Raw genomic sequence first — 24,006 nt, 5'->3', positions numbered from 1 at the left:
CCATTTCACGATGAACACGACACCTCAGGGCTGGTACCGCGACCCGGCGGACCGGACACGCGTGCGGTGGTTCGACGGCCAGACCTGGACGGCGAACAGCCAGCCCGCGCCCGAACCCGGATCCGCCCCTCTGCCGCCACCCGTACCGACCGCCGAGGCCGCCGAGGCGACGCGCCCCCGCGCCGCCGTCGCGACGCTGCCGGCACGCACCGAGGAGGTGCCCAGCCCGCACCCGCCCGTCGCGATGGTCATCCCGTTGCTCGAGCCCGACGAGCCGGACGAGTTCGAGGACGAGTACGGGTACGACGAGCCCGCGGCTGCTGCCGTCGCCGAGCCGACCGCTCCCGGGCAGCCGGCCGCACCCGAGCAGCCGGTCGCGCCCGAGCAGGCCGCCGCCGAGCCCTACTCGCAGCCGGCCGCGCCGCCCTACGGCCAGGGTTTCGCACCGGCACCGCCGGCGATGCCCGGCGTTCCGCAGCAGTACGCGCCGGCCCCGTCGGCACCCCCGTCGCAGTACGGCGCCGAGTTCACGCCGGCTCCGGCGCAGTACGGCGCCGAGTACGCACCCGCGCCCGTCGCGCAGCCCGATCTCCCGCCCTACGTGGCCCAGTCGCTCCCCCCGATCGCTCCGGCCCCCGTCCCGTTCGGGCAGCCGCCCGCTCCGTTCGGGCAGCCGCCGGCCGCGTTCGGCCAGGCACCGTTCGGCCAGGCGCCCGCCGCCTTCCCGGCGCCCCCGACCGCACCGGCACCCGGCTTCCCGCCGCCCGGCCAGCCCTGGCAGGGCGGACCGCAGCCGTGGGAGCAGCCCGCCAAGAAGAAGATGGGCGGCGGGAAGATCACGCTGATCGTCCTGGCGTCGATCGTCGTCGGGTTCGTCGTGATCTCCATCCTCGCGGCGATCGCCATCCCGGTGTACCTCAACCAGCGTGCCAGGTCGGAGGCGTCGGGCATCGGTCTCGACGGGGTGACCTGCGAGCAGGTGGCCGACTACGCCGTGCAGATCTCCGACGCCGGGCAGTCGCAGGACGCCGGCCCGCTGGTCTCGATGACCGGGGTGTCGATGTCGCAGGACAACCGCGGCTCGGTGCGCGTCCCGTCCGCGGGCGGGGACCCGGCATTCGTCCTGAGCTGTGTCGGCACCGGCACCAAGCCGGACGGCACCACGGCGCCGGTCACGGCCAACCTCTACATCGACTCGAGCACCCAGCAGCTCGTCGCCTACGCCTGGGACGAGTGATCCGGACAGGACCATGAACAACGCGGCACCCGGTTGGTACCCGGACCCCAAGGACCCGTCCGCGGTCCGCTGGTTCGACGGCCGGTTCTGGACCGAGCACTACGGTCCGGCGTCGACGGGGCAGGTCCCGCCTGCCGTCGAGCCGGTCCGGCGGGCACCCCGGACCGGTCTGCTGATCGCCGGCGGCATCGCCGCGGGCACGGTGGTGGTCGCTCTGATGGTCGCCGCTGCCATCCCGGTCTACCGCGAGCAGCACGACCGCGGGAACGTCGGATCCGTGACGACGATGACGTGCGACGACGTCGCCGACGAGGCCATCCAGCTGGCCGCTGTCGAGAAGGACCTCGACCCGCTCGCCTCTGTCACCGGCGCCGCGGTCGCGCGCGACGCCCGCGACATCGTCCGGCTCCCCGCGCCGGGCGCCGAGGCGTTCGTCATGAGCTGCTCCGCCATGGGCACCCGCCCCGACGGCTCCAGCGGCCCCGTGACCATCGACCTGTACATCGACCACGAGCGCACGCACCTGCTCTGGTACACCTGGGACACCTGAGCCCGGGCGGTTCGGTCAGGAGCCCGCGTTCGGGTATCCTCTGTCGGCCGGGAGGATTCGCCTAGTGGCCTATGGCGCACGCTTGGAAAGCGTGTTGGGTGAAAGCCCTCGGGGGTTCGAATCCCCCATCCTCCGCCGGTCGAAGGGCCCGTGAGCAGCTGCTCACGGGCCCTTCGCTTGCCGCCTAGGCGATCCGGATATCCAGCGGCGTCGCCTCGAGAACCGCGTGGCACGGCGACGACATGCCGACGGCATCGTCAGCCACGCCGCGCACGACGAACCTGGGCAGCACGAAAGTGATCAGCACGATGACGAGGGCCAGGGCGATGGCGACCACCAAGCAGCCACACCCGATGCCGCTCCAACCCGACCGTGCAGCACTCGGCACCTGGGGCGTTCGGCTCACTGACACAGCATCGGGCATCGGCATCGCGCTCTTGAGGTCAGCTGTGAGCACAACCCGCTCGATCGACCGCGGCCTCGCCGAGGGCAGCGCCGAGCGCGCCGACGAGGTCCTCGAGCAAGCCGCCTAAGCCCCGCGGACGCGGTCGCGCACCTGCGGTCGCGGCTCGAAGCCCGCGGCCCGGTAGGTGGCGACGCCTCCGGTGTTCGAGCTAGGCGTGCAGACGAGCGCGCTCGACGCGCCCATCGCCCGCAGGGCGGCAGCGGCGGCCACGGTGATCGCGGTGCCGTGGCCGCGTCCGCGGTGGTCGCGGTGGACACCCATCGGCTCGATCAGTCCGGGCCGGCCCGGGCCGGCGGACCACACCGTCACGGCCGCCACTGCCGCATCCGTCGCGTCATAGGCGACGAGGCAGCGGGCGTCCGCGTACGCCGGACCGGCCGCCATCGCGTGCCAGCGCTCGTCGGTGAAGATCGACTGCTCGAACGCGGCACGCTGCACGGCGGTGCGGTCGGAGACGAGGTCGGGACCGACGCCCTCGATCCGCAGTCCCGGTTCGGGAACGGGCTCGGTGAGGTCACGACGCAGCGGGGTCCAGGGTTCGCCGGTGCTCCAACCGTGCTCTCCCAGCACCTCGTCGACGAGGGCGCCGGGCGGGGCCTCGACTGCCGCCTCCCCCGCCGGCAGGACGCCGCCGATGATGTCCGCGGCGATCGTGCGCGCCAGCTCCTCGTCGCGAAACGCCTCGGGCGCCACGGTCATCCGCAGCAGGTCCGGTCCGTCCAGCATCCCGACGGCGAGGATCTGGTCCCCGCGCCGCCACGTGCGCACCGCGTCGGCCACGGCCGGCGCACCGAACCGCCAGAGCCAGCCGACGTCCCCCGGGTGCAGCTGCATCGGCGCACCCTCGTGCTGCCACGACCGCAGGGCGTCCAGCGCCTCGCCCAGACCCTCGACCCGCGGTGACCCCAGCATCCCCCGATCCTCACACCGGGCCGACCAGTCCGCCCGCTCCGACGTAGGCTGAGGCACCGTGGCAACCTTCTCCTCCGTGACGAGACACAACGTCCTCCAGGCGATCGCCGAGTACGACGAGCGGGGCGGAGACGAGTTCCTCGACATCTACGGTTTCGCCCCGACGCCCGCATACGCGGTGGTCCACGAGGGCGGCCGCTACGACGCGCGAGCCGTCCTGGGCGTCGCGCACCGGTACGCCACCGGACGCCTCGCCACGTCCGACGAGTTCCACGGCGGGATGCAGGACGCGGTCCAGATCCTGCGCAAGCGGGGCTTCGAGGTGAGCGAACCGGTCTCCGCGCCGCGCCCGGTGCCGGTCCGCGCGACCAGGACGCGCACCCCGCGCGCGACGAGCACCAGCACGCGCACCCCCGCCGCGCGCGTGGCCGAGCCGCAGATCTGCCCCACGTGCCTGATGACGCTGCCCGCCACGGGCATCTGCGACGACTGCGGCTAGAGCCGTTCCAGTGCGCCTCGCGCGGCCACGACCCCGGTCGCGAACGACGCCTGCAGCAGGTAGCCGCCCGTCGGCGCCTCCCAGTCGAGCATCTCGCCCGCGACGAACGTCCCCGGCATGCGCCGGAGCATGAGCGACTCGTCGACCTCCGACCACGCGATACCGCCCGCCGACGAGATCGCCTTCGCGATCGGCATCGTGTCGCTGATGGTCACGGGCACGGCCTTGACCATCGCGGCCATCGTCGCCGGGTCGTTCGGCATGGCCGCCGTCGTCTCGCGCAGCAGCGAGATCGACACGGGGTCGAGCGCGATCGAGCGGCGCAACCAGTTGGAGACGGAGTCCTTGGGGCGCCGTCGCGCGAGCCGCTCGGTGAGCTCGGACAGAGTCAGGGACGGCCGCAGGTCGACCTCCGCCACGCACGTGCCGGCGTCGAGCGCGTCGCGGATGGCGGCACCGACCCCGTAGACGGGGCCGCCCTCCAGTCCGGTGCGCGTGACCATCGCGTCGCCGCGTGACCGCTGCCCGCCGACGGTCAGGCCGACGTGCTTGAGGGGCGTGCCGTGGAACCTGTCGGCGAACGTCGCGCTCCAGCCGACCCGCACCCCGACGTTCGCGGGCCGGAACCGGTGCACCTCGACACCCCGCTCGGTGAACGCCTCCACCCATCCGCCGTCCGACCCGAGCCGCGGCCACGACGCGCCACCGAGCGCGAACACGGTCACGTCGGCTTCGACGGTGCCCGTCGCATCGTCGCGACCCAGGAACGACAGCCCCGTCCCCGCCCAGCCCGTCCACCGCTGCCGCCGCTCGATCACCACGCCGAGGTCGGCCAGCCGCGTGAGCCAGGCCCGGACCAGGGGAGTCGCGCGGAACGACTGGGGGAACACGCGCCCGCTCGACCCGACGATCGTCGGCTCCCCCAGACCGTCGCACCACGACCGCAGGTCGTCGGGCCCGAACACCTCGAGCATCGGTGCGAGCCGGTCGGCCGAGGCGCCGTACCGGGCCAGGAACGGCGCGCGGTCCTCGGAGTGCGTGAGGTTCAGCCCGCCGTGCCCGGCCAGCAGGAATTTGCGCGCGGGCGACGGCATCCGGTCGAACACCGTGACGGCCACGCCCTCGCGGGCGAGCACCTCGGCGGCGATGAGCCCGGCCGGCCCACCCCCGACCACGCTCGCCGTCCGTATCGGGCTCACGCCTGGGCGGCCGCGCGTCGCTGGCGTGCCGCCTGCCGAAGTCGACGCTGGTGGAGGGCGTGCGTCGCTTCCACTCCGACGACAGGGTCGTCATGGAGCGCCTCGATCTCGGCCACACCCGCGGGGCCCCCGTACCGCAGCACCGGGCGCACGAAGAAGATGCGGTTGCGGCCGAGCTCCGCTCGCCCGAGCAGCATGCGGAGACTGTCGATCTGCTTCCGTCGACCGATCGTGGAGAGCGAGGCCGCGAGCCCCTCCGCCGCGGCATCCGACTGTGTGTGGACCAGGAGGTCGACGAGCATCTCCCAGTGGGACAACGACGAACCGAGCGCTCGGGCGACCCCCTCCGTGACGCGGTCCGGATATCCCCCTCGGCGCAGGTGCTCGAGCAGGATCGAGAACACGGGCTCGCGAATGTCAGGGTCGATGAGCTCCCACACCGAGCCCACGTCGACTCCCACTCCGTGAAGGTCGCGGAGGATCGGCTGCTCCGCGAGGGCGAGCTCAGCGGCACGACGGTCGTGCTCGCGTTCCCGCTCCGAGTTCGCCGCGACCCACTCGGGATCTGCCTGGAGCTGCGCCATGAACTCGTCGGCGCTGACACCCCTGGTCACAAGGCGAACGTAGCCCTTCGCGTCGTCGGCACGTCGCCGGTCGACGCGGATCATCCTCCCGGTGCCCGCCCGATCGCGATGACGTGTCGCAGCTCGAACGGGACCACGTCCCCCGCTCGCAGCCCGTGCAGCTCGGCCGGGTCGCTGTCGAGGGTTCCGACGAGGCCGTCGACTGCCGTCACCGTGACCCAGACCCGCTCCGGGATGCCCGTGTCCGGCTCGACGATCACCTTGACCCGGTCGCCGGCACGCAGGGCGGCCTTCGCCTCGTCGCTCGGGATGCGGAACGTGTCCGGCGTGAGCCGGTGTCGCTCGACCGCGTCGGCGAGGGACCAGGGTGTCCGTCGTCGGAACAGGTCGGACCCGAAGAGCGCCACGCTCCGATCGTCTCAGACCCCGCGCTCGATCGGGAGCCGGCCGGACGACACCGCCCGCACCAGGGACTCGTGGTCGGCCTCGGTCTGCTCGGCGTACGCGAGCGCGAAGCGCGCCATCGCGACGTCGAGCTTGTCGGAGCGGCCCGCGTACCCGGAGATCATCGACGCGCCGCTGGTGCGTGCGTGCCCCTTGGCCAGCAGCCGTCCGACGATGGCCGCGTAGTCCGCGAGCGCGGCGGCGTCGATCGCGTCGAGCGCGACCGTCCCCTTCATGTTGCGGAACTGGCGCACGTAGAACTGCAGCCCGCCGACGTTCGTCCACCCCAGCAGGGGGTCGCTGACAGTCTGCAGCGCCTGCTGGTACTCGACCACGCGCTGGCCCTGGTGCGCGTGCCAGGCGCTGTCGCCGTGCACGTGCTGGGCGAGGACCGACCGGCGCGCCTGCTTGAGCTGGAGGAAGACGACGTCGTCGGGACTCGAGCCCTCGAGCAGCGCGATGTAAGCACGCAGGCCCACCGACCCGACGCCGACGACCTTGTGGGCGACGTCGACGAGCGTGTAGCCGCCGAGCGCGCGCCGCCAGTGCGGGGCCAGCGTGGCGAGGTAGTCGTCGAGCCCCTGGGCCACGGCGTCGCCCTCGGCGTCCGGCAGCCGCGTGATCAACGGCGGCTGCTCGACGATCCGTCGCTGTCCTCCGTCGGACGACGTGAACTTGGGGAGCGCGCGGTCGCTGGTGCGCGTGCGGGCGCGCTTGGCGGCGCGGTCGATCTCGGCCGCGAGCGTGCCGTTCGGCGCGCGCTCGTGGATGCGGTCGACGTCCAGGCGCTCGAACGAGCGGGCCAGCAGCGGCCGGTCGGCGAGGCGCCGGATCTCGTCGCGGTAGGCCGCGCTGCACGAGAGGACTGCCGAACGGCACGCCTCCTCGGACGCGTTGTTCTGCCGACCCGCCACCCAGATGCTGGCGACGAGCCGCCGCAGGTCCCACTCCCAGGCGCCGGGGTGGGCCTCGTCGAAGTCGTTCAGGTCGATGACGAGGTCGCGCTCCGGCGAGGCGTAGAACCCGAAGTTGCCCAGGTGCGCGTCCCCGCAGACCACCGGGGTGATACCCGTCGCGGGCAGGGTCGCCAGGTCGTTGGCCATGACGACCGCGGACCCGCGCAGGAACCCGTACGGCGAAGCGGCCATGCGTCCGACGCGCAGGGGGACCAGCCGGTCGAGCCGCCCCTGGTGGCTCTCCTCGATCTGCGCGACGGGGTCACGGTCCGCGGGCGCCCACTCGCCGAGCGCCGAGCGCGGCACCGAGTCGCGCAGCGCCCGGCCCGTCGCGTAGCGCTCCTCACGGGTGGCGGGCCGACGACGAAGCGACGCGTAGTCGCTGCTGTCCGCGCTGGCCAGCACCACATGACCGGTCGTCATCCCGTGCCTCCTCGACTCCACACCCCCGCCTCCTCGCACGGTAACGCTCACACGGCCGGGCGCTCGACCGCCCGCCGGGCCGAAGGTGAACATCGGGCGAACGAACCGGCCCGCGGGAGCCGCCGAAATCCGGCGGAAACGCACGATGTGTAACCCTCGAAGGACGCCCCCGGGGCCTTGGTTCGAGCGCTGCTCCCGGGGCCTCGGGGCGCCTGCTCAGGGTCCTGGCGACGCGTCAGAACGGCCTCAGCCAGCGGCGAGCGCCCGCACGGTCTCGATTGTGTCGGCCTCTGCGGCGGTCTTGTCGTCGCGGTAGCGCAGGACGCGGGCGAACCGCAGCGCGACGCCACCCGGGTACCGCGACGAGCGCTGCAGGCCGTCGAACGCGATCTCGACCACTTGCTCCGGGCGGACCGTCACCACCCATCCGTTGTCATCGGTCTTCAGCTCGGAACCGTTCCGTCTGCCACGCGAGAACGACGGGGACGCGACGGAGCAGGCGGCAGCGCTGAGTGTCTCGTCGGTCATCCCTTGCACGTCTTGCATGCAACGTAGTGACTGAACATTCCGTCGCCCGGAGGCTCGTCAGCAAGGATGGCCGGGTGACGGATGAACAGCGAGGGTGCGACTACTGCGCGAGCCACGACAACATCTACTTCGAGCACGTCGAGCGCGTCGCGAGCAACGAGTCCACAGGTTCGCTCCTCCTGCGGTGCCCACAGTGCGGCTGGCTGTATGAGACCGACCCCGCTGGTGCGCACGCACCGCGCCACCTGAACGAGGAACAGGCAAGCACCAGATTCGAGTACTGACGGCGACGACGAAGGTCAGAGAAACGACCCGCAATCTGTGGCCGGCGCTCAGCCGGCAGAGAGCGCCCGGACCGTGTCGATCGTGTCCACCTCGGCGGCGTCCTTGTCGTCGCGGTACCGCAGCACGCGGGCAAAACGCAGCGCAACGCCACCCGGGTAGCGGGTCGAGCGCTGCAGGCCGTCGAACGCAATTTCCACGACCTGCTCGGGACGCACGCGCACGACCCAGCCATCGTCGGAAACCTGCAGTTCTCGGAACCGCTCGGTCTGCCACGCGAGCATCTCGTCGGTCATCCCCTTGAACGTCTTGCCGAGCATGACGAACCCGCCGCCGGGGTCGCGGGCGCCGAGGTGGATGTTGGACAGGAAGCCGCGACGACGCCCCGAGCCCCACTCGACCGCGAGCACGACGAGGTCGAGGGTGTGCCGGGGCTTGACCTTGACCCAGCCGGCGCCGCGTCGGCCGGCCTCGTAGGGCGCGGTCGACGACTTCACCACGACACCCTCCTGGCCGGCGGCGACGACCTCGAGGAAGCGGTCGGAGGCCTCGTCGACCGACGCCGTCACCAGCCGCTGCACCGCCCACGGCCCGGCGACGGCGTCCAGGGCGGCCAACCGGGTCAGCAGCGGCGCGTCCAGCAGGTCCGCGCCGTCCACGTGCAGGCAGTCGAAGAAGAACGGCGTCAGGACCACGTCGCTGGGCGCGGATGCGGACCGGGACGCGGTCTCCTGGAACGGTCGCGGACGCCCGTCCGGGCCGACCGCGAGCGCCTCCCCGTCGAGCACCAGGGACGAGGACGCCAGGCCACGCACGACCTGGACGATCTCCGGCACCCGCGCGGTGATGTCGTCGAGGGACCGCGTGAAGACGCCGACCTCGTCGCCACGCTTGTGCACCTGGATCCGGATCCCGTCGAGCTTGGTGTCGACGACGACCGGCGGCGTCAGCGCGTCGAACGCGCCCGGGACGTCCGGTGCGGACTGCGCGAGCATCGGCCGCACGGGCCGCCCGACGACGAGCCCGAACGACGCGAGCGCGCCCAGAGGATCACCGGCGGTCAAGGCCGCGACGGCCACCGGCTCGGTCGCCCCCGCGAGCATCGCTGCGCGACGAACGGTGTCGGCGGGCACCCCGGCAGCCTCGGCCACCGCCTCGAGCAGCAGCGCGTCCAGCGACCCCTGCCGCAGCTCCCCGGTCACCAGGCCACGCAGCATCGCCTGCTCGTCGGCGGTCGCGGCCGAGAACAACGAGACGACCAGCGCACCCCGTTCCGTCGAGGAACCCGGGCCGGACAGGGACGCCATCTGCTCGAACGCGAGGTCGACGTCGGCGACGGTCAGCGACGGCTCCGAGGCCGGCGACGGGAGCGACGCGAGCGACCTCCACCCCAACCCGGTCCTGCGCTGCCGCAGCTCACCACCGAGGTACCGCGACACGACGGCGACGTCGTCGGCGGGCGTCCGCGCCAGGAGACCGGCCAGCAGCGCCCGCTTGGCCAACCGCGAGCGTGTGGCAGCGACCGACGACGACGTCGAGGCGAGCTCGGCGAACAACATGACCGCATCCTCTCGCGCTCCACCCACACCCACGAGCGCGACGACGCGCGGCTGACCCTCCTCCCACCTGGGCGCCGCGGGCCCGAGTCCGCGGCGCCGTTACGCTTTCCGGCATGGCTTCCTGGAGAGACACCACGCCGGCCGCCGTCCTGGACGACCTCGACGGCCTGGTCACGGCGGCGCTGAAGAGCGCACAGGCGCTGCTCACCAAGAACAAGGGCTTCGCCCCTTACGGCCTGCTGATCGACGACTCCGGCACGCTGGCGCCGCTCAAGCCCGCCGACGACGCGATGTCCTCCCCGGAGACGATCCTCGACAGCCTCTACCTCAGCGCTGCGGCCCGCGACGACGTGCGCGCGGTCGCGTTCGTCGCCGACATCACCTACGACGGGGGTGACGCCGTCCGCGCGGCGATCGAGCACCGCGACGGAGGTCCGGCCCTCTCCGTCGTGGCGCCGTACACGAGCAAGGACCGCGCGACGAGCCCGGTCACCTACGGCAACCTCGAGATCGTCGAGGCGGTCCGCCGCACCTGGGTCTGACGGCCGCCGGGCTTCTTCAGCCGAACGCGAGCAGGCTCGCGGTCTCCTCGAACCACCCGCCTGCCGGCAGCGTCGGCAGCGGCGCGGGCCGCACCTCGGGCTCGGGGACGGGCTCCCACGGCCACAGCTCGATGATCGCCTCGCGCGCCGCGGCCATGTCCTCGGCGGAGATGACGTGCCGTGTCTCGGGCACGCCGAGCGCCTCGCACGACGTCACGACGACGAGCTCGCCGGGCGGCGGCGCTGGCGTGAGCCAGACGATCTCGTCGAACTTGCGGCCCGCCCCGACGCCGCCGCGCCGCGCGATCGTCGGCTCGTCCTGCGGTGCGTCGCCCGGCTGGAACCAGCGGTCGGCGGACATGGCGCGGCGTCCGTCGGCGAGCTCCACGCCGATCAGCAGGGTGCTCCAGTCGGCCGCGATGTCGTGCCCCGCGAACCCCTGCGGGTTGCGGCTGCGGAGCCCGAACCAGAACTGCAGCCCGACCGAGTAGATCCTCGTGTCGGCCAGCGCGAACGCGAAGTCGGCGGTCTGGTGCAGCACGGCCGGTCCACGGACCAGGCCCGGGACCTCGTTGTCGGGGGCGTCCTTGCGGATCAGGGTGCGTCGCGCCGCGTCCCGGGCGGCCTGCTCGTCGCCGGGGCCGAACCCGTCATCGTTGCTCGCGTCACCTGCCACCGGCCGAGCATCTCGGTACCCGACCGGCGCGCGCAATGCCCGCGGGCCTATGTCGCCCTCTTGACGTGAATAGACAGGTCTGTCTAATGTCGCCTTCGAACTACTAGACAGACCGGTCTACCTAAACCCGGGAGGCGTCATGACCCAGACCATCCAGCTCGGTGCGCCGCCCCAGACGAGGGCCGGTCTCAGCGGTGGTGCCGGCATCGCCGTGATCGCCTCGGTGTTCGTCGCGTTCCTCGCGGCATCGAGCGCGCCCACCCCGCTCTACGCGATCTACCAGGCCGAGTGGGGCTTCTCGGCGATCACCACGACCGTCGTCTTCGGCACCTACGCCGTGGCGGTCCTGCTCTCGCTCCTGACCCTGGGCCGCCTGTCCGACCACGTGGGTCGACGACCCGTCGTGCTCGCCGCGATCGCCGTCCAGGCGCTGGCCATGCTCGTCCTCGCGACCGCCCACGGTGTGCCCGAGCTGCTCGTGGGTCGCGTGATCGGAGGCTTGTCGACGGGGGCAGCGGTGGCTGCCGGCGGCGCGTGGATGATCGACCTGAACCGCGAGAAGGGGACGTTGGCCAACGCGGCCGCGCCGGGCTTCGGCACCGCGTTCGGCGCGATCCTCGCCTCGATCGTCGTCGCGACCCTGCCCGCGCCGAAGCACCTGATCTTCCTCGTCGTCGTCGCGGTCCTGGCGGTCCAGGCGCTGTTCGTCGCGCGCATCCCCGAGACGGCACCGCGGACTCCTGGCGCGCTGGCCAGCACGCGACCGCACCTCTCGCTGCCCCGGCACCTGCACCGCGCGGCGACCGCGGCACTGCCCGTGATGTTCGCCGTCTGGGCGCTCGCCGGCTTCTTCGGCTCGCTCGGACCCGCCCTGATCAGCACCCTCGTCGGCTCGCACTCCGTCGGCCTCGCGGGCCTCGGGCTGTTCGTGCTGGCCGGCGTCGCGGCCGTGACCGTCCTGGTCCTGCGCAACGTCGAGGCCCGGCTCCTGCTGCTCGTCGGCATCCTCGCGCTGATCGTCGGCGTCCTCGTCGTGCTCGTCGGCGTCACGGTGCTCTCGCCGGTCCTGCTGTTCGTCGGCACCGGGATCGCCGGGGTCGGGTTCGGCGCCGGGTTCCAGGGCGGTATCCGGCTGATCGTCCCGCAGACGCACCCCGACGAGCGCGCCGGGGTGCTGTCGCTGCTCTACGTGGTGTCCTACCTGGGGCTCGGCGTCCCCGCGGTCCTGGCCGGCGTGGTGGTCGTGCACAGCGGAGACCTGCTCGCCACGGCCCGGGACTACGGGATCTTCGTCATCGCGCTCGCCCTGGTGGCGCTCGTCGGTCTGCTGATCCCGCGTCGTACGCTGGACAGGTCGGTCTAGAAGGATGGTGGCCATGGCAACGGCGACAGCACGCGAGCGGCTGCTCGAGGCCGCCGACGACCTCTTCTACCGGGTAGGCGTGCAGACCGTCGGCATCGACCGGGTCATCGAGCAGGCCGGCGTGGCCAAGGCGTCGCTGTACAACACGTTCGGCTCCAAGGAGGCGCTCGTCGAGGCCTACCTCGAGGGTCGCCGGGTGCGGATCACCGACCGCGTCATGCGGCACGTGTCCGCGTACGACGCGCCCCAGGACCGGATCCTCGCCGTCTTCGAGGCGCTCGCCGAGATGGTCCAGCAGCCCACCTACCGCGGGTGCGCGTTCGCCCTCGCCTCCGCCGAGGCCCCTTCGGACGGCCTGGTCGTGCACGCGACCGCGAGCTACCGCTCCTGGGTCCGCTCCCTGTTCACGGACCTGGCCCGCGAGGCCGGCGCCGCCGACCCGGAGCTGCTCGCCCGTCAGCTGCACCTGCTCTACGACGGCACGAGCCAGGCGGTGCGGATGGACCGGAACCTGTCGGCGGCGTTCGAGGCGCGCGCGGTGGCGTCGGTCCTGCTCGACGCGTCGGCCCCCGTCGGGTGACCGATCGCGCCTACTGAGCGATCGCGTCGAACCCACCGTCGACGTACAGCCAGCGACCGTCCTCGCGGACGAACCGGCTGGTCTCGTGCAGGCGTCCGCGCTGGCCGATCGCCGTGCCGTCGTCGATCCGGTAGTGCGCCACGAACTCGACCGTCCCGGACTCGTCCCAGGGACCGCCCGCATCCGTCGAGACGATGTCGAGCCTGCGCCAGATCATCTGCTCGTCCAGCTCGAGCTCGTCGGGCCGGGTGCTCGGGTGCCAGCTGGCCAGCAGGTAGTCGCGGTCACGCGTCGCGAACCCCGTGTAGCGGGACCTCATCAGGGCTTCCGCGGTCGGTGCGCGACGGCCTTCCAGCAGGTAGCGGCCGCAGCAGTCGACGAACGCATCGCCCGACCCGCACGGGCACCGGTCGTCGTCCACGTCCATCGTCAGCTCCTTGTCGAGGGGGCTCCGTGGGCGCGAACCTACAGGCTCGCCGCACCACGCAAGGTGTCCCGTTTCACGATCGAGACAGTGCTCGCGTTCCGGTCAGGGCCATGTTGCCGTACGGTTGTCCCTGTAGTCGCAGTGAATCGCTTGTCAGAAAGCCGCGGGAGACCCGGCAGAACGTTCTCGAGGATCACCTCGGAGCAGGACGACGAACACCGCTACCACCGGTCCCGGTCAGACGGGGTTGTCCATACCGCACGTGAGAGAAGAGAGCATCATGCCTGTTGGCACCGTGAAGTGGTTCAACGCCGAGAAGGGCTTCGGCTTCATTGCCCCCGAGGACGGCGGACCCGACGTCTTCGCGCACTACTCGGCCATTACGACGAGCGGCTACCGCACGCTCGAGGAGAACCAGAAGGTTCAGTTCGAGGTCACGCAGGGCCCGAAGGGCCCGCAGGCGTCGAACATCACGCCTCTCTGAGCCGAATAGCTCCAGAGCACGAGACCCCGGCCGATCTTGTCGGTCGGGGTCTCGTCGCATCATCGGCAAGTGCGCCCGACGATGTCGTTCCACACGTACGTCTGCGCGCCACGCACGATGGAGGGGACCCCTCATGAGCTCTGCAACAGCCCTACCCACGCGGCCGCGCGACCGTGCCGTCAGTGACTTCACCGAGCTGACCCGCACCGTCCAGGCCGCCGGCCTCATGAAGCGCCGGCCCGCGCACTACGCCGTGCGCCTGTCGGCAGCCGTGCTCGCCGTGCTGGGCCTCGTCGCGACGATCATCCTGGTCGGCGACTCCTGGTGGCAGGTGGCCGTCGCGGCCGTCGCCGCCGTCATCCTCACGCAGGTGGCCTTCCTGGGCCACGACGCAGCGCACCGGCAGATCTTCGCCGACGGACGCGCGAACAACTGGACCTCCCTCGTGCTCGCCGACCTGTTCGTCGGCTTGAGCCACGGCTGGTGGCAGCGCAAGCACACCCGCCACCACGCCAACCCGAACAAGATCGACGTCGACCCCGACATCGACCTCGAGGTCCTCGCCTTCACGCCCGACCAGGCTGCCGCGAAGACCGGCAAGCTCAGCAAGTGGTTCATCCGCCACCAGGGCTACTTCTTCTTCCCGCTGCTCTTCCTCGAGGGCGTGGCGCTGCACGTCGCCGCGGTCAAGCGGCTGTCGTCGCGCGAGAAGCTGGACCACCGAGCCGCCGAGATCGTCATGATGACCATCCGCCTCGGTGGCGGCCTGGCGCTGGTGTTCCTGGTGATGTCCTGGCCGATCGCGCTCGTCTTCCTGGCCGTCCAGATGGGCATCTTCGGGTTCTACATGGGCGCCTCGTTCGCGCCGAACCACAAGGGCATGCCGCTGATCCCCAAGGACTCGCGCCTCGACTTCCTGCGCCGCCAGGTGCTCACCAGCCGCAACATCGGCGGCGGCAAGTGGGTCGACGTGCTCATGGGCGGGCTCAACCACCAGGTCGAGCACCACCTGTTCCCGTCGATGCCCCGGCCGTCCCTGCGCCGCGCCAAGCCGATCGTGCAGGCGTACTGCCGCGAGCACAACATCCCGTACATGCAGGTGTCGCTGCCCAAGTCGTACGCGATCATCGTGAAGTACCTGAACACCGTGGGCCTCGCCGACCGCGACCCGTTCAACTGCCCGATCACGGCCGTCTACCGCGCCTGATCCACCGGCCTTCGCAAGCCGTCACGAAGCCCCCGCCGCCTGCGAGCGACGGGGGCTTCGTCGTCCCGTCGCGGGCGTCGCCCGGCTGGCCCGATCCAGGCTCAGACCTCGAACGTGTACCCCAGGCCGGGCGACGTGAGGATGTGCCGCGGGTGCGCCGGGTCGTCCTCGAGCTTGCGGCGCAGCTGGGCCGAGTAGACACGCAGGTAGTGGGTCTCGTCGGAGTAGCCCGGCCCCCAGACCTCCTGCAGCAGCTGGCGACGACCGACGAGGCGACCCCGGTTGCGGACGAGCACCTCGAGCATCGACCACTCCGTCGGGGTCAGGCGGACCTCCTCGCCATCGCGCAGGACGCGGGCGCGGGCGAGGTCGATGGTCAGCGAGCCGGCCGTGACCACGGCCTCGTCCTCCCCGGCGGCGGGTGCGGCGCGCCGCACGGCAGCACGCAGGCGCGCGAGCAGCTCGTTCATCGCGAACGGCTTGGTGACGTAGTCGTCGGCCCCTGCGTCGAGGGCGTCCACCTTGTCCTCGCCGTGCTGGCGCGCGGACAGGACGACGATCGGCATCCGGCTCCAGGCGCGGACGGCCGTGATGACGTCGAGGCCGCTCATGTCCGGCAGGCCGAGGTCGAGCAGCAGGACGTCGGGGGTCTGGGCAGCCGCGGCGCGCAGGGCGGAGGCGCCGTCGGACGCGGTCTCCACGGACCAGCCCGAGGCGCGCAGCGTGATCGCGAGGGCGTGCGCCAGCCCGGGCTCGTCGTCGACCACGAGGACCTTCATGCGAGCGGGACCGTCACGAGCATCGTCAGCCCGCCGCCGACCGTGTCCTCCGCGGCGAGGTCGGCGCCGATCGCCGTCGCCAGGCCGTCCGCGACCGCCAGCCCGAGGCCCAGGCCCGGACCGGCGGTGTCGCCGAGCCGCTGGAAGGGCGCGAAGAGCCGGCCCTTGAGCGCGTCGGGAACGCCCGGCCCGTTGTCCACCACACGCACGACCATCGCACGCCCGACCACCGACGCCCCGACGACCACCGGCGAGCCGGGCGCGTACCGGACCGCGTTGGACACCAGGTTGGCGACGACGCGCTCCAGCAGACCGGGGTCCGTCTGCACGAAGGGCAGGTCCTCCGGCACGTCGAGCCGCACGAGACCCGCCGGGTAGCCCTCGACCGCGAACGGCACGATCTCGTCGAGGCTCGTCGCGCGCAGCACCGGCCGGACGCTTCCGGTCTGCAGGCGCGAGAGGTCGAGCAGGTTGTCGATCAGCCGCTCCAGCCGGGCGGTGGACTCCTCGAGTGTTCCGACGAGGGCCGCGCGGTCGGTCTCGTCGAGCTCCAGCGACGGCGAGGTGAGCCCGTCGACGGACGCCCGGATGGTGGCCAGCGGCGTGCGCAGGTCGTGCGAGACCGCCGCCAGGAGCGCGGTCCGCGTGGCGTCGGCCTGCTCCAGCACCCGCGCCTGCTCCGCCGCGGCGCTCAGGCGCTCGTGCTCGAGCACGATGCTGACCTGCGACGCGAACGCCTCGAGCACCCGCCGGTCGGAGGCGGGCAGCACGCGGCCGGAGAGCAGGAGCACCCGCCGCTCGTCGACGGTGAGGACGACCTGCGAGTCCGCGACGTCGAGGGCCGGCCCGTCGGCAGCCAGGACGGTGGACCCGTCCTCGACCAGCGACACGGCGTCCAGCCCGAACGTCTCTCGCAGCCGCGCCACGAGCGCCGCCGCGGTGTCCTCCCCGGAGAGCACCGACCGCGACACGGCCGCGAGCGCAGACGCCTCCGCGCGGGCCCGGAACGCCTCGGCCGTGCGTCGTGCGGCGAGGTCGACGACGGACGCGACACCGGCCGCGACCAGGACGAACACCACCAGCGCGAGCGCGTTCTCGGGCCGCTCGATGGTGAGCCGGCCCGTCGGCAGCACGAAGAACCAGTTGAGCAGCAGGAACCCGACGACCGCGCTGACAACGGCCGGCCACAGACCGCCGATCAGTGCGACCAGCACCGTGAGCGCGAGGAAGAGCATGAGGTCGGTGGGCAGGCTGACGACGTCGCGCAGCTGTCGCAGGAGGACGGTGAGCAGGACCGGCCCGACCACCGCCGCCAACCAGCCGGCGATCAGACGGCCGCCCGACAGCGACGAGCGCCGCGGCCGGCGCCGGCCCGCCCTGGCCTGCTCGTGCGTCACCAGGTGCACGTCGATCTGACCGGCCAGCCGGGCGATCTCGGTGCCGTTCGACGACGAGAACGCCTCCCGCAGCCGACTCCGCCGGGAGACGCCGACCACGATCATCGTGGCGTTCACCCCGCGCGCGAAGTCGACGACGGCCGTCGCGACGTTCTCGCCGACCACCGTGTGGAACGTGCCGCCGAGCGACTCGACCAGCCGCCGCTGGGCCGCGATGGTCGCGGGCGGCGCGCTCGGCAGGCCGTCCGTGGCGAGCACGTGGACCGCGACCAGCTCGGACCCGGCGGACCGCTGGGCGATGCGGGCGCCGCGGCGCACGAGCGTGTCCACCTCGGCGCCCCCGGTCACGGCGACGACCACCCGCTCGCGCGCCGGCCAGGGCTGCTCGATCCGGTGGTCGCGCCGGTAGACCGCGAGCGCATCGTCCACCCGGTCGGCCAGCCACAGCAGCGCCAGCTCGCGCAGCGCGGTGAGGTTGCCGACGCGGAAGTACTGGGTCAGCGACGCGTCGATCTGCTCGGCGCGATACACGTTTCCGTGCGCCAGCCGCCGCCGCAGGGCCTCGGGCGAGAGGTCGACGAGCTGGATCTGGTCGGCGTCGCGCACCACGCTGTCGGGCACGGTCTCGCGCTGCTTGACGCCCGTGATCGCCTCGACCTCGTCGTTCAGCGACTCGAGGTGCTGCACGTTCACCGTGGTCACCACGTCGATCCCGGCCGCAAGCAGCTGGTGCACGTCCTGCCAGCGCTTCTCGTGGGTGCTGCCCGGCACGTTGGTGTGCGCGAGCTCGTCGACGAGGACGACGTCGGGGTCGCGGGCGAGCACCGCCTCGACGGAGAGCTCCGTGAACTCCGCGTCGCGGTGGACCAGCACGCGACGGTCCAGCACCTCGAGCCCCTCCAGCTGGATCGCGGTCGCGGGCCGGCCGTGCGTCTCGACGAGCCCCACGACGACATCCGTCCCACGGGACAGCCGCCGGTGGGCCTCGTCGAGCATCGCGTAGGTCTTGCCCACGCCGGGGGCCGCGCCGAGGTAGACGGTGAGCCGACCCCGTCGCGGGCCTTCGCTGGTCACGACCCCATTGTCCGCAGCGCCCGGTTCAGCCGCAGGACGTCGACGCGCGGTTCGCCGAGCACTCCGAGATCCAGTTCCGCAGGCAACGACGACCAGGTCGATGAGCTTAATGCCGACGAACGGCGCGATCACGCCGCCGAGGCTCGGGCCGGAACCTGTATCTGCGTCGCCGGAAATGTCTCTTCACCGGTGACAGCACCACACGACGCAGGGGGAACCATGACGCTCAGCACCACGGTGATCGGCATCATCGGCCGGCACCATCCCGAGATCTTCGAGCTGTACGGCAACCCGTTCGGCCCGTACGGCCACACGCACGGCCAGGAGGTCGCGCTCAACCCGCAGCCGCTGCCGCCCGCCTTCCGGTCCGGCATCGCCTCCGGCTTCGAGCTCGTCGAGCTCGCCCGCTTCCAGCACGCCGTCCGGGGGGACGTCACGATCGAGGTGTCCGACTACTGCGGCAACGAGGTGCACCCGCCGATCCCCGTCCCGCACGGCGACGGCCCGCAGCCCGACCCGTGGATCGACTACCACCTCGGGCTCGCGTTCGCGCTCGAGCTGACGGCGCACGCATGGGAGCACACGGGGCTGTCCGACGAGGTCGAGAAGGTGCACGCCACGGCGCTCGTCGAGACCCAGCGACGGCTCGCGCGCGGGTGATCCTGCGCGACCGTCACACTCGTCGGCCCCTGTCCGCTTAGACTCCCCCAGTGATCTTCAAGGCCGTGGGCGAGGGCAGGCCCTACCCGGACCATGGCCTCACCACGGCCAAGCAGTGGGCGGAGGTCGCTCCGCGCCAGGTACGGCTCGACGAGCTGACGACCACCAAGCGCACCCTGGACCTCGACGCGCTGCTCGCGGAGGACTCCACCTTCTACGGTGACATGTTCGCGCACGTGGTCCAGTACCGCGGGGTCCTGTACCTCGAGGACGGGCTGCACCGCGCCGTGCGCGCCGCGCTGCACCAGCGTCCGGTCCTGCACGCGCGCGTCCTCGTCCTGCCGAGCGACGCCGTCCCCGTCGTGGCAGCGACATGAGCGACCTCGACCGCAACCGGCAGCTGCGCCGCCGCCACATGCACGAGCGGCAGGCCGTGATCTTCGGCGTGCTGCTCGCCGGCCTGGCGCTCGTCGGGCTCGGTGCTGCGGCCGTCTACACCGGCAACCTCGACCTGCCCGGCCTGGACCGCGCGATCGCGCAGGCCCCCTCGCCGACCGAGGCCCTCAAGGCGTTCCCGTGCCCGCCCGAGGGTGCGCTGCCGGTCCCGGCCGCCGCGATCACGGTCAACGTCAACAACGCGACCTCGCGCGTCGGCCTCGCCGGCGCGACCGCGACGGCGCTCCAGCAGCGCGGGTTCGTCGTCGGTGCCACGTCCAACGTCGACGGGTACGACGGGGTAGCGCGCATCACCTTCGGCATCAACGGGATCACCCAGGCCTACACGCTCCTGGCGCAGTTCGACGGCGCGACGCTGCTGCTCATCGCCGGCCAGGATGCGACCGTCAACGTCGCCCTCGGCGAGGAGTTCGACGAGCTCAAGCCCGTCGACGCGGTCGGCCTCGACCCCGCCGTCCCGCTCGTCGCCCCCGCGGGCTGCACGCCGTACGCGGACGTCATCGCCCCCGCCGACACCCCGGCCCCCACCCCCGCAGGCTGACCTCCGGGTTCGTCCGCGTGGCACGGACCGGCGGGCTAGCCTGGCATCCCGCACCGCACGGCCCTGTGGGTCACGTCCTGGGAGGTCCCGCTGCGCCAGCTGATGCAGTCCAAGCCCGCGGTCTGGGTCTCCTTCGGCCTGGTGCACGTGTGGCTGGCGTTCGTCGGCCTGGTGTGGATCCCGAACCGGGCGTTCTGGGACCTCGAGCTCTACCGCTACTGGATGTGGCTGGGCCTGCACGACGGCCAGTGGCCGGTGCTGTCGGGCGACTGGGTCTACCCGGCCGGCGCCATCCTGCCGATGCTGGCCGCGGCCGCGGGTGGGACGGGCGACCACTCGCACTACGCGACCGTGTGGGCCCTGCTCGTGATCGTCCTCGACGCGGTCGCGGTCGCGTTCCTCCTGCGCGTGCCGCGCCCCTCCGACCCCCACGGCCGGGGCACGACGACCGGCGCGTGGTGGTGGCTGGGCTTCCTGCTCCTGCTCGGCCCGATTGCGATGGGCCGGCTCGACGCGGTCGTCGCGCCGGTGATCATCGTCGCGCTCGCCATCGCCCTGAACCACCCGCGCATCGCGTCGTCGCTGCTCACCGCGGCCGCGTGGGTCAAGGTCGCCCCCGGCGCGCTGCTGCTGTCGATGTTCTTCGCGGTCCGACGCCCGTGGCGCAGCGTCGTCGTGCCCGGCGCCCTGGTCTCGGCCGTGATCATCGGGGCCGTCGCGCTGGGCGGCGGGGTCGAGCACATCGCCTCGTTCCTCACCGAGCAGGACAAGCGCGGGCTGCAGATCGAGTCGCCCGGTGCGACCCCGTGGATCCTCGCCGGGCTGTTCACGTCCGCGGTCCACCCGTTCCTCAACGAGCCGATCATCACGTGGGAGATCGTCGGACCCGGGACACCGGTCGCCGTGACGCTCCTCGGCATCCTCCAGCCGGTCACCCTCGCCCTCGCGGTGCTGCTGCTGTGGTGGCGTCGCGAGCGGATCGGCGCGGCCCTGTGGGCGGGCGGGCTGGCGCGCACCGAGATGCTGATTCGCGGCGCCATGCTCATCACCCTCGTGCTGCTCGTGTTCAACAAGGTGGGCTCGCCGCAGTACATGACCTGGCTCGCACCGCCGGTCACCGTCGCCCTCGCGCTGCGGCTGCCCGGGTGGAACGTGACCGCCTGGACCACGCTCGGGATCGCGGGCGCGACGCAGATCGTGTTCCCGTGGTTCTACGGCGAGGTCATCAACGGCGGCCCTGGCACGACCCTGGTGCTCGCCGCCCGGAACATCGCGCTCATCGTGCTTCTCGTGCACACGGTGGTCGTGCTGATCCGGGCGCCTCGTGCGGACCCGTCGGTCCCGGCACCGGTCTCGTCGTTGGCCGTCGCCTAGAGCTGAGTGGCCACCTCGGACGCGATGAACGCCAGGTGGTCCAGGTCGTGCAGGTCCAGGACCTGCAGGTACACGCGGTTGACGCCCAGCTCGCGGAAGTCGGCGATCCGGTCGACGACCGCCGACGGCGTGCCGGCGAAGCCGTTCGCACGCAGCTCGGTGACGTCCCGGCCGATGGCTGCCGCACGACGGGCCACCTCCGCGTCGTCGCGACCCGCGCACACGACGTTGGCGACCGAGAACGTGAGGGTCTCGGGGTCCCGGCCGGCGGCCTCGCACGCCGCACGCAGCACCTTCACGCGGGCCTCGACCTCGTGCGGCGCGGGGAAGTTGAGGTTGAACTCCGCGGCGTACTTCGCGGCCAGCGCGGGCGTCTTGGTCGAGCCGCTGCCGCCGATGATCACCGGGATGTCGTGGGCCGGCTTGGGCAGCGCCGGCGAGTCCGTGAGGTCGTAGTGCTCGCCGTGGAAGCTGTAGGGCTCCTTCGCGTTCCACAGGCCCGTGATCACCTCGAGCTGCTCCGCGAACAGGCCGAACCGCTTCTCCGGGAACGGGATGCCGTACGCCGCGTGCTCGCGCTCGAACCAGCCCGCCCCGAGGCCCAGCTCCACGCGGCCGCCGGACATCTGGTCCACCTGCGCCACCTGGATCGCGAGGATCCCCGGATGGCGGAAGGTTGCCGACGAGACGAGCGTGCCCAGCTTGATCCGGCTCGTCTCGCGTGCGAGGCCCGCGAGGGTCGTCCAGGAGTCCGTCGGACCCGGGTCCGGGTCGCCGGCGCCCATCCGGACGTAGTGGTCGGAGCGGAAGAAGGCGTCGAAGCCCAGTTCCTCGGTGGCTTTGGCGACGGCCAGCTGGTCGTCGTAGGAGGCGCCCTGCTGGGGCTCGACGAAGATGCGGAGATCCATGTGCTCCAGCCTCACACACGACCAGGTTCGCTTCATCCGCGCGTCCCGACATGTGGAGAACCTCTCCCACCGCCTCCCAGCAGATGTGGGCCCCGCCCACATCTGCTCGGCGTTGGTTCGCTGATCGTGGGTGCGACGTGCGACCGTGGTTCTCGTGACAGCCCCCGCCTCGGCCTTCGACCCTGTGGCCATCGCCGACTGGCGCCGCCGCGTCGCGCAGATGTACGCCGACGTCCGTCGGATCGCCGCCTCCGATCCCTCCGCGGCGCACGCCGTCTGGGTGCAGCAGCGCGACGAGCTCTTCGCCACCCACCCCGCCTCGCCGCTCGACGTCGTCGCGTCCGCGTCGTTCGCCGGCCTGGACGTGGCGCAGTACGACCCCGCCTATCGGTTCGAGGTCGCCATCGAGCCCGCCGGCCAGCAGCGGATGGACGTCGCGACGGCCACCGACGGCGTCGTGCCGTTCGAGCGCATCGGGACGGTCGAGCTCGGGTCGCTGGGGTCGCTGGCCGTCTGGTCGCTGAAGACCTACGGCGGGGGGCTGTTCGTGCCGGTGCGCGACGCCCTGGCGGGCACCTCGACCTACGGCGGCGGCCGGTACGTGCTCGACACCGTCAAGGGCGCCGACCACGGGATGGCCGGTTCCCTGCTCGTCGTCGACCTGAACTTCGCCTACAACCCGTCTTGCGCCTACAACCCCGCCTGGACGTGCCCCTTGGCCACGCGCGCCAACACGCTCGCCGTCGAGGTGCCCGTCGGCGAGCTCGCCTTTCCGTCCTCGTCAGTCTCATGACCGCGTCCGCGCTCACCTCGATGTGGGCGTGGGACAACCCCGTGCTGCCGGCCGACGACGCCCGCGGGCGGGCGTACGAGCCGGCCTCGGTGTCGGGCCTGGTGTCGTTCTGCGCCTCGCGGTCCCTCGGCCGGGTCTTCCTCTCGGCGCCCTGGGCCGCCGACGAAGGACCGGTCGGCTCGTGGTTCGCGTCCGCGTGCTCGGCCCTGCGTGAGGCGTCCGTGGAGGTCGAGCCGCTCGGCGGGGACCCGTCGTGGCTCGGCCGACCGACGCTGGCGTCGACCTGGGCGGTCGCCGCGGTGCGTTCCGGCGGGATGTCGTCGTGCGTGCAGCTCGACGTCGAGCCGTGGACGACGCCCGCCTGGACCTCGTCGCGCGAGCTGGTGCTGGACCAGTGGATCGCGCTCCTGACGCACGTCGGGTCATCGGTGGCCGTCGGCGTCGACGTGCCGTGGTGGCTCGCGCACGAGCCGTACCGCGACGGCACCGTCCTCGACGCCGTGCTGCCGCTCGCATCCCGCGTGGCCGTCGTCGCGTTCGCCAACCACGCCCACGGCCCCTCCGGCATCGTCTCGCTCGCCGGCCCCGCCGTCGTCGCCGCCTCTGCCGCGGGCCTGCCCTTCACCGTCGGCGTCGAGACCGACACCGCCGAGGTCGCCGGCGGCCCGCAGTACACCTTCGCCTCCGTCGGAGCCGCGGCCCTCGAGACCGAGACGGCCTTGGTTCGCGACGCCTTCAGCGAGCTGCCCGGCTACGAGGGCGTGACCGTCGAGCACCACCGCGCCTGGCGCCGCCTGCTGGGCCTGGACTGACGCCTCGTCCCCAAGGCCGCTGTCCACAGGCATCGTCGACGCCCGGTCGCGTGTCGGTGGTCGATCGTACACTTGTTCGAACGGATCGATCCGGCGAACAGGAGGCGCGACGAATGAGCACGACACGACCCGACGCGTCCGACCCGGCGTCCGCCTCCGACCCTGGGTTCACGTCGGCGTCCAGCCCCGCGTCCGGGTCCAGCCCGGCCTCCGCTTCGAACTCCTCGGCTGCGCCCGATCCCACGTCTGCGGAGTCCACCTCTACGGCGGGGCCAGCGGCCACGACCGCCGGGG

Annotated in this window: 29 protein-coding genes, 1 tRNA gene and 1 pseudogene; 18 read left to right on the top strand and 13 right to left on the bottom strand. The window is 72.3% G+C overall.

Annotated features, from left to right (window positions below; all coding sequences use genetic code 11):
* Nucleotides 1-10 precede the first annotated feature (10 nt).
* From AC1DZC_RS07935 to AC1DZC_RS07925, 3 genes are all read left to right on the top strand, one after another.
* Nucleotides 11-1,237 carry a DUF2510 domain-containing protein gene (locus tag AC1DZC_RS07935; protein ID WP_477042865.1) on the top strand — a complete coding sequence of 409 codons (1,227 nt, stop codon included), beginning with the start codon at nt 11-13 and terminating at the stop codon, nt 1,235-1,237.
* Between the two features lie 13 nt (nt 1,238-1,250).
* Nucleotides 1,251-1,787, top strand: coding sequence for a DUF2510 domain-containing protein (locus AC1DZC_RS07930; protein ID WP_477042864.1), 537 nt, complete (start codon nt 1,251-1,253; stop codon nt 1,785-1,787).
* 50 nt (nt 1,788-1,837) lie between these two features.
* A tRNA-Ser gene (locus AC1DZC_RS07925) sits at nt 1,838-1,922 on the top strand.
* A gap of 49 nt (nt 1,923-1,971) precedes the next feature.
* On the opposite strand, the gene AC1DZC_RS07920 is transcribed toward AC1DZC_RS07925, so the two are convergent.
* Complete coding sequence (locus AC1DZC_RS07920; RefSeq protein WP_477042863.1) at nt 1,972-2,124, bottom strand: hypothetical protein; 153 nt, start codon at nt 2,122-2,124, stop codon at nt 1,972-1,974.
* Between AC1DZC_RS07920 and AC1DZC_RS07915 the strand changes: the two genes are divergently transcribed.
* Nucleotides 2,114-2,320 (top strand): hypothetical protein, encoded by a 207-nt coding sequence (locus AC1DZC_RS07915; RefSeq protein WP_477042862.1) that lies wholly within the window; start codon nt 2,114-2,116, stop codon nt 2,318-2,320. The genes AC1DZC_RS07920 and AC1DZC_RS07915 overlap by 11 nt on opposite strands.
* Here the strand turns inward: AC1DZC_RS07915 and AC1DZC_RS07910 are convergent.
* Nucleotides 2,317-3,165 carry a GNAT family N-acetyltransferase gene (locus AC1DZC_RS07910; protein ID WP_477042861.1) on the bottom strand — a complete coding sequence of 283 codons (849 nt, stop codon included), beginning with the start codon at nt 3,163-3,165 and terminating at the stop codon, nt 2,317-2,319. The genes AC1DZC_RS07915 and AC1DZC_RS07910 overlap by 4 nt on opposite strands.
* 76 nt (nt 3,166-3,241) lie before the next feature.
* Between AC1DZC_RS07910 and AC1DZC_RS07905 the strand changes: the two genes are divergently transcribed.
* Complete coding sequence (locus tag AC1DZC_RS07905; RefSeq protein WP_477042860.1) at nt 3,242-3,664, top strand: ScoMcrA-related endonuclease; 423 nt, start codon at nt 3,242-3,244, stop codon at nt 3,662-3,664.
* On the opposite strand, the gene AC1DZC_RS07900 is transcribed toward AC1DZC_RS07905, so the two are convergent.
* From AC1DZC_RS07900 to AC1DZC_RS07880, 5 genes are all read right to left on the bottom strand, one after another.
* Nucleotides 3,661-4,863 (bottom strand): BaiN/RdsA family NAD(P)/FAD-dependent oxidoreductase, encoded by a 1,203-nt coding sequence (locus AC1DZC_RS07900; protein ID WP_477042859.1) that lies wholly within the window; start codon nt 4,861-4,863, stop codon nt 3,661-3,663. The genes AC1DZC_RS07905 and AC1DZC_RS07900 overlap by 4 nt on opposite strands.
* Entirely contained in the window at nt 4,860-5,477 is a 618-nt protein-coding gene (locus AC1DZC_RS07895; protein WP_477042858.1) for a hypothetical protein, read from the bottom strand. Before AC1DZC_RS07895 ends, AC1DZC_RS07900 begins: the two co-directional genes overlap by 4 nt.
* A gap of 50 nt (nt 5,478-5,527) precedes the next feature.
* Nucleotides 5,528-5,854, bottom strand: coding sequence for a hypothetical protein (locus tag AC1DZC_RS07890; RefSeq protein ID WP_477042857.1), 327 nt, complete (start codon nt 5,852-5,854; stop codon nt 5,528-5,530).
* A 12-nt stretch (nt 5,855-5,866) separates the two neighbouring features.
* Nucleotides 5,867-7,270, bottom strand: coding sequence for a DUF2252 domain-containing protein (locus AC1DZC_RS07885; RefSeq protein ID WP_477042856.1), 1,404 nt, complete (start codon nt 7,268-7,270; stop codon nt 5,867-5,869).
* Nucleotides 7,271-7,516: 246 nt separating this feature from the next.
* Nucleotides 7,517-7,798, bottom strand: coding sequence for an ATP dependent DNA ligase (locus tag AC1DZC_RS07880; RefSeq protein WP_477042855.1), 282 nt, complete (start codon nt 7,796-7,798; stop codon nt 7,517-7,519).
* 74 nt (nt 7,799-7,872) lie between these two features.
* Between AC1DZC_RS07880 and AC1DZC_RS07875 the strand changes: the two genes are divergently transcribed.
* Complete coding sequence (locus AC1DZC_RS07875) at nt 7,873-8,082, top strand: hypothetical protein (protein ID WP_477042854.1); 210 nt, start codon at nt 7,873-7,875, stop codon at nt 8,080-8,082.
* A 48-nt stretch (nt 8,083-8,130) separates the two neighbouring features.
* On the opposite strand, the gene AC1DZC_RS07870 is transcribed toward AC1DZC_RS07875, so the two are convergent.
* On the bottom strand, nt 8,131-9,639 hold the full coding sequence (locus AC1DZC_RS07870) for an ATP-dependent DNA ligase (RefSeq protein WP_477042853.1): 1,509 nt from the start codon (nt 9,637-9,639) through the stop codon (nt 8,131-8,133).
* A 113-nt stretch (nt 9,640-9,752) separates the two neighbouring features.
* On the opposite strand from AC1DZC_RS07870, the gene AC1DZC_RS07865 reads away from it, so the two are divergent.
* A complete protein-coding gene (locus AC1DZC_RS07865; protein ID WP_477038526.1) occupies nt 9,753-10,181 on the top strand; it encodes a hypothetical protein in 429 nt (142 codons plus the stop codon).
* A gap of 16 nt (nt 10,182-10,197) precedes the next feature.
* Here AC1DZC_RS07865 and AC1DZC_RS07860 read toward each other — a convergent pair whose 3' ends face one another.
* Nucleotides 10,198-10,857 carry a hypothetical protein gene (locus tag AC1DZC_RS07860; RefSeq protein WP_477038527.1) on the bottom strand — a complete coding sequence of 220 codons (660 nt, stop codon included), beginning with the start codon at nt 10,855-10,857 and terminating at the stop codon, nt 10,198-10,200.
* Between the two features lie 139 nt (nt 10,858-10,996).
* On the opposite strand from AC1DZC_RS07860, the gene AC1DZC_RS07855 reads away from it, so the two are divergent.
* Together AC1DZC_RS07855 and AC1DZC_RS07850 are read left to right on the top strand one after the other, a co-directional pair.
* On the top strand, nt 10,997-12,220 hold the full coding sequence (locus AC1DZC_RS07855; RefSeq protein WP_477042852.1) for an MFS transporter: 1,224 nt from the start codon (nt 10,997-10,999) through the stop codon (nt 12,218-12,220).
* 13 nt (nt 12,221-12,233) lie between these two features.
* A complete protein-coding gene (locus AC1DZC_RS07850) occupies nt 12,234-12,800 on the top strand; it encodes a TetR/AcrR family transcriptional regulator (RefSeq protein WP_477038529.1) in 567 nt (188 codons plus the stop codon).
* A gap of 10 nt (nt 12,801-12,810) precedes the next feature.
* On the opposite strand, the gene AC1DZC_RS07845 is transcribed toward AC1DZC_RS07850, so the two are convergent.
* Complete coding sequence (locus tag AC1DZC_RS07845; RefSeq protein ID WP_477038530.1) at nt 12,811-13,227, bottom strand: YchJ family protein; 417 nt, start codon at nt 13,225-13,227, stop codon at nt 12,811-12,813.
* A 280-nt stretch (nt 13,228-13,507) separates the two neighbouring features.
* Here AC1DZC_RS07845 and AC1DZC_RS07840 point away from each other — a divergent pair, with 280 nt between their 5' ends.
* Complete coding sequence (locus AC1DZC_RS07840; RefSeq protein ID WP_028049733.1) at nt 13,508-13,711, top strand: cold-shock protein; 204 nt, start codon at nt 13,508-13,510, stop codon at nt 13,709-13,711.
* 133 nt (nt 13,712-13,844) lie between these two features.
* Nucleotides 13,845-14,918: a fatty acid desaturase family protein gene (locus tag AC1DZC_RS07835; RefSeq protein WP_477038531.1), complete on the top strand. Its 1,074-nt coding sequence runs from the start codon at nt 13,845-13,847 to the stop codon at nt 14,916-14,918.
* 101 nt (nt 14,919-15,019) lie between these two features.
* Here AC1DZC_RS07835 and AC1DZC_RS07830 read toward each other — a convergent pair whose 3' ends face one another.
* Both AC1DZC_RS07830 and AC1DZC_RS07825 read right to left on the bottom strand, forming a co-directional pair.
* Entirely contained in the window at nt 15,020-15,697 is a 678-nt protein-coding gene (locus AC1DZC_RS07830; RefSeq protein WP_477042851.1) for a response regulator, read from the bottom strand.
* Nucleotides 15,694-18,168 (bottom strand): DUF4118 domain-containing protein, encoded by a 2,475-nt coding sequence (locus AC1DZC_RS07825; protein WP_477042850.1) that lies wholly within the window; start codon nt 18,166-18,168, stop codon nt 15,694-15,696. The genes AC1DZC_RS07830 and AC1DZC_RS07825 overlap by 4 nt, the downstream gene beginning before the upstream one ends.
* A 219-nt stretch (nt 18,169-18,387) precedes the next feature.
* Between AC1DZC_RS07825 and AC1DZC_RS07820 the strand changes: the two genes are divergently transcribed.
* The 4 genes from AC1DZC_RS07820 to AC1DZC_RS07805 all read left to right on the top strand — a co-directional run bounded on the left by AC1DZC_RS07820 (nt 18,388) and on the right by AC1DZC_RS07805 (nt 21,199).
* Nucleotides 18,388-18,828, top strand: coding sequence for a hypothetical protein (locus AC1DZC_RS07820; protein WP_477038534.1), 441 nt, complete (start codon nt 18,388-18,390; stop codon nt 18,826-18,828).
* A 50-nt stretch (nt 18,829-18,878) separates the two neighbouring features.
* The gene (locus AC1DZC_RS07815; protein WP_477038535.1) at nt 18,879-19,205 is read left to right on the top strand and encodes a type II toxin-antitoxin system VapB family antitoxin; all 327 of its coding nucleotides are present in this window, start codon (nt 18,879-18,881) and stop codon (nt 19,203-19,205) included.
* Entirely contained in the window at nt 19,202-19,825 is a 624-nt protein-coding gene (locus AC1DZC_RS07810; RefSeq protein WP_477042849.1) for a LytR C-terminal domain-containing protein, read from the top strand. Before AC1DZC_RS07815 ends, AC1DZC_RS07810 begins: the two co-directional genes overlap by 4 nt.
* Nucleotides 19,826-19,927: 102 nt before the next feature.
* Nucleotides 19,928-21,199, top strand: a complete 1,272-nt coding sequence (locus AC1DZC_RS07805) for a glycosyltransferase 87 family protein (protein WP_477042848.1) — start codon at nt 19,928-19,930, stop codon at nt 21,197-21,199.
* Here AC1DZC_RS07805 and AC1DZC_RS07800 read toward each other — a convergent pair.
* Nucleotides 21,196-22,107: an LLM class F420-dependent oxidoreductase gene (locus tag AC1DZC_RS07800; protein ID WP_477042847.1), complete on the bottom strand. Its 912-nt coding sequence runs from the start codon at nt 22,105-22,107 to the stop codon at nt 21,196-21,198. The two genes, AC1DZC_RS07805 and AC1DZC_RS07800, sit on opposite strands and share 4 nt — an antisense overlap.
* A 220-nt stretch (nt 22,108-22,327) precedes the next feature.
* On the opposite strand from AC1DZC_RS07800, the gene AC1DZC_RS07795 reads away from it, so the two are divergent.
* From AC1DZC_RS07795 to AC1DZC_RS07785, 3 genes and pseudogenes are all read left to right on the top strand, one after another.
* Entirely contained in the window at nt 22,328-22,900 is a 573-nt protein-coding gene (locus AC1DZC_RS07795; protein WP_477043053.1) for a DUF1684 domain-containing protein, read from the top strand.
* Nucleotides 22,897-23,712, top strand: coding sequence for a hypothetical protein (locus AC1DZC_RS07790; RefSeq protein WP_477042846.1), 816 nt, complete (start codon nt 22,897-22,899; stop codon nt 23,710-23,712). The genes AC1DZC_RS07795 and AC1DZC_RS07790 overlap by 4 nt, the downstream gene beginning before the upstream one ends.
* A gap of 113 nt (nt 23,713-23,825) precedes the next feature.
* Nucleotides 23,826-24,006 (top strand): annotated as a pseudogene (locus tag AC1DZC_RS07785) (hypothetical protein); the annotation flags it as partial.

Source organism: Cellulomonas sp. P2_B4 (assembly GCF_056404795.1).
This window is presented reverse-complemented; position numbering and strand designations above follow the sequence as displayed.

Coding starts and splice junctions, on each gene's coding strand:
- AC1DZC_RS07805 (WP_477042848.1), top strand. CDS start 19,928: ATGCAGTCCAAGCCCGCGGTCTGGGTCTCCTTCGGCCTGGTGCACGTG.
- AC1DZC_RS07930 (WP_477042864.1), top strand. CDS start 1,251: ATGAACAACGCGGCACCCGGTTGGTACCCGGACCCCAAGGACCCGTCC.
- AC1DZC_RS07830 (WP_477042851.1), bottom strand. CDS start 15,697: ATGAAGGTCCTCGTGGTCGACGACGAGCCCGGGCTGGCGCACGCCCTC.
- AC1DZC_RS07855 (WP_477042852.1), top strand. CDS start 10,997: ATGACCCAGACCATCCAGCTCGGTGCGCCGCCCCAGACGAGGGCCGGT.
- AC1DZC_RS07840 (WP_028049733.1), top strand. CDS start 13,508: ATGCCTGTTGGCACCGTGAAGTGGTTCAACGCCGAGAAGGGCTTCGGC.
- AC1DZC_RS07880 (WP_477042855.1), bottom strand. CDS start 7,798: ATGACCGACGAGACACTCAGCGCTGCCGCCTGCTCCGTCGCGTCCCCG.
- AC1DZC_RS07910 (WP_477042861.1), bottom strand. CDS start 3,165: ATGCTGGGGTCACCGCGGGTCGAGGGTCTGGGCGAGGCGCTGGACGCC.
- AC1DZC_RS07885 (WP_477042856.1), bottom strand. CDS start 7,270: ATGACGACCGGTCATGTGGTGCTGGCCAGCGCGGACAGCAGCGACTAC.
- AC1DZC_RS07835 (WP_477038531.1), top strand. CDS start 13,845: ATGAGCTCTGCAACAGCCCTACCCACGCGGCCGCGCGACCGTGCCGTC.
- AC1DZC_RS07800 (WP_477042847.1), bottom strand. CDS start 22,107: ATGGATCTCCGCATCTTCGTCGAGCCCCAGCAGGGCGCCTCCTACGAC.
- AC1DZC_RS07790 (WP_477042846.1), top strand. CDS start 22,897: ATGACCGCGTCCGCGCTCACCTCGATGTGGGCGTGGGACAACCCCGTG.
- AC1DZC_RS07935 (WP_477042865.1), top strand. CDS start 11: ATGAACACGACACCTCAGGGCTGGTACCGCGACCCGGCGGACCGGACA.
- AC1DZC_RS07915 (WP_477042862.1), top strand. CDS start 2,114: ATGGCGACCACCAAGCAGCCACACCCGATGCCGCTCCAACCCGACCGT.
- AC1DZC_RS07870 (WP_477042853.1), bottom strand. CDS start 9,639: ATGTTGTTCGCCGAGCTCGCCTCGACGTCGTCGTCGGTCGCTGCCACA.
- AC1DZC_RS07865 (WP_477038526.1), top strand. CDS start 9,753: ATGGCTTCCTGGAGAGACACCACGCCGGCCGCCGTCCTGGACGACCTC.
- AC1DZC_RS07810 (WP_477042849.1), top strand. CDS start 19,202: ATGAGCGACCTCGACCGCAACCGGCAGCTGCGCCGCCGCCACATGCAC.
- AC1DZC_RS07795 (WP_477043053.1), top strand. CDS start 22,328: ATGTACGCCGACGTCCGTCGGATCGCCGCCTCCGATCCCTCCGCGGCG.
- AC1DZC_RS07850 (WP_477038529.1), top strand. CDS start 12,234: ATGGCAACGGCGACAGCACGCGAGCGGCTGCTCGAGGCCGCCGACGAC.
- AC1DZC_RS07845 (WP_477038530.1), bottom strand. CDS start 13,227: ATGGACGTGGACGACGACCGGTGCCCGTGCGGGTCGGGCGATGCGTTC.
- AC1DZC_RS07820 (WP_477038534.1), top strand. CDS start 18,388: ATGACGCTCAGCACCACGGTGATCGGCATCATCGGCCGGCACCATCCC.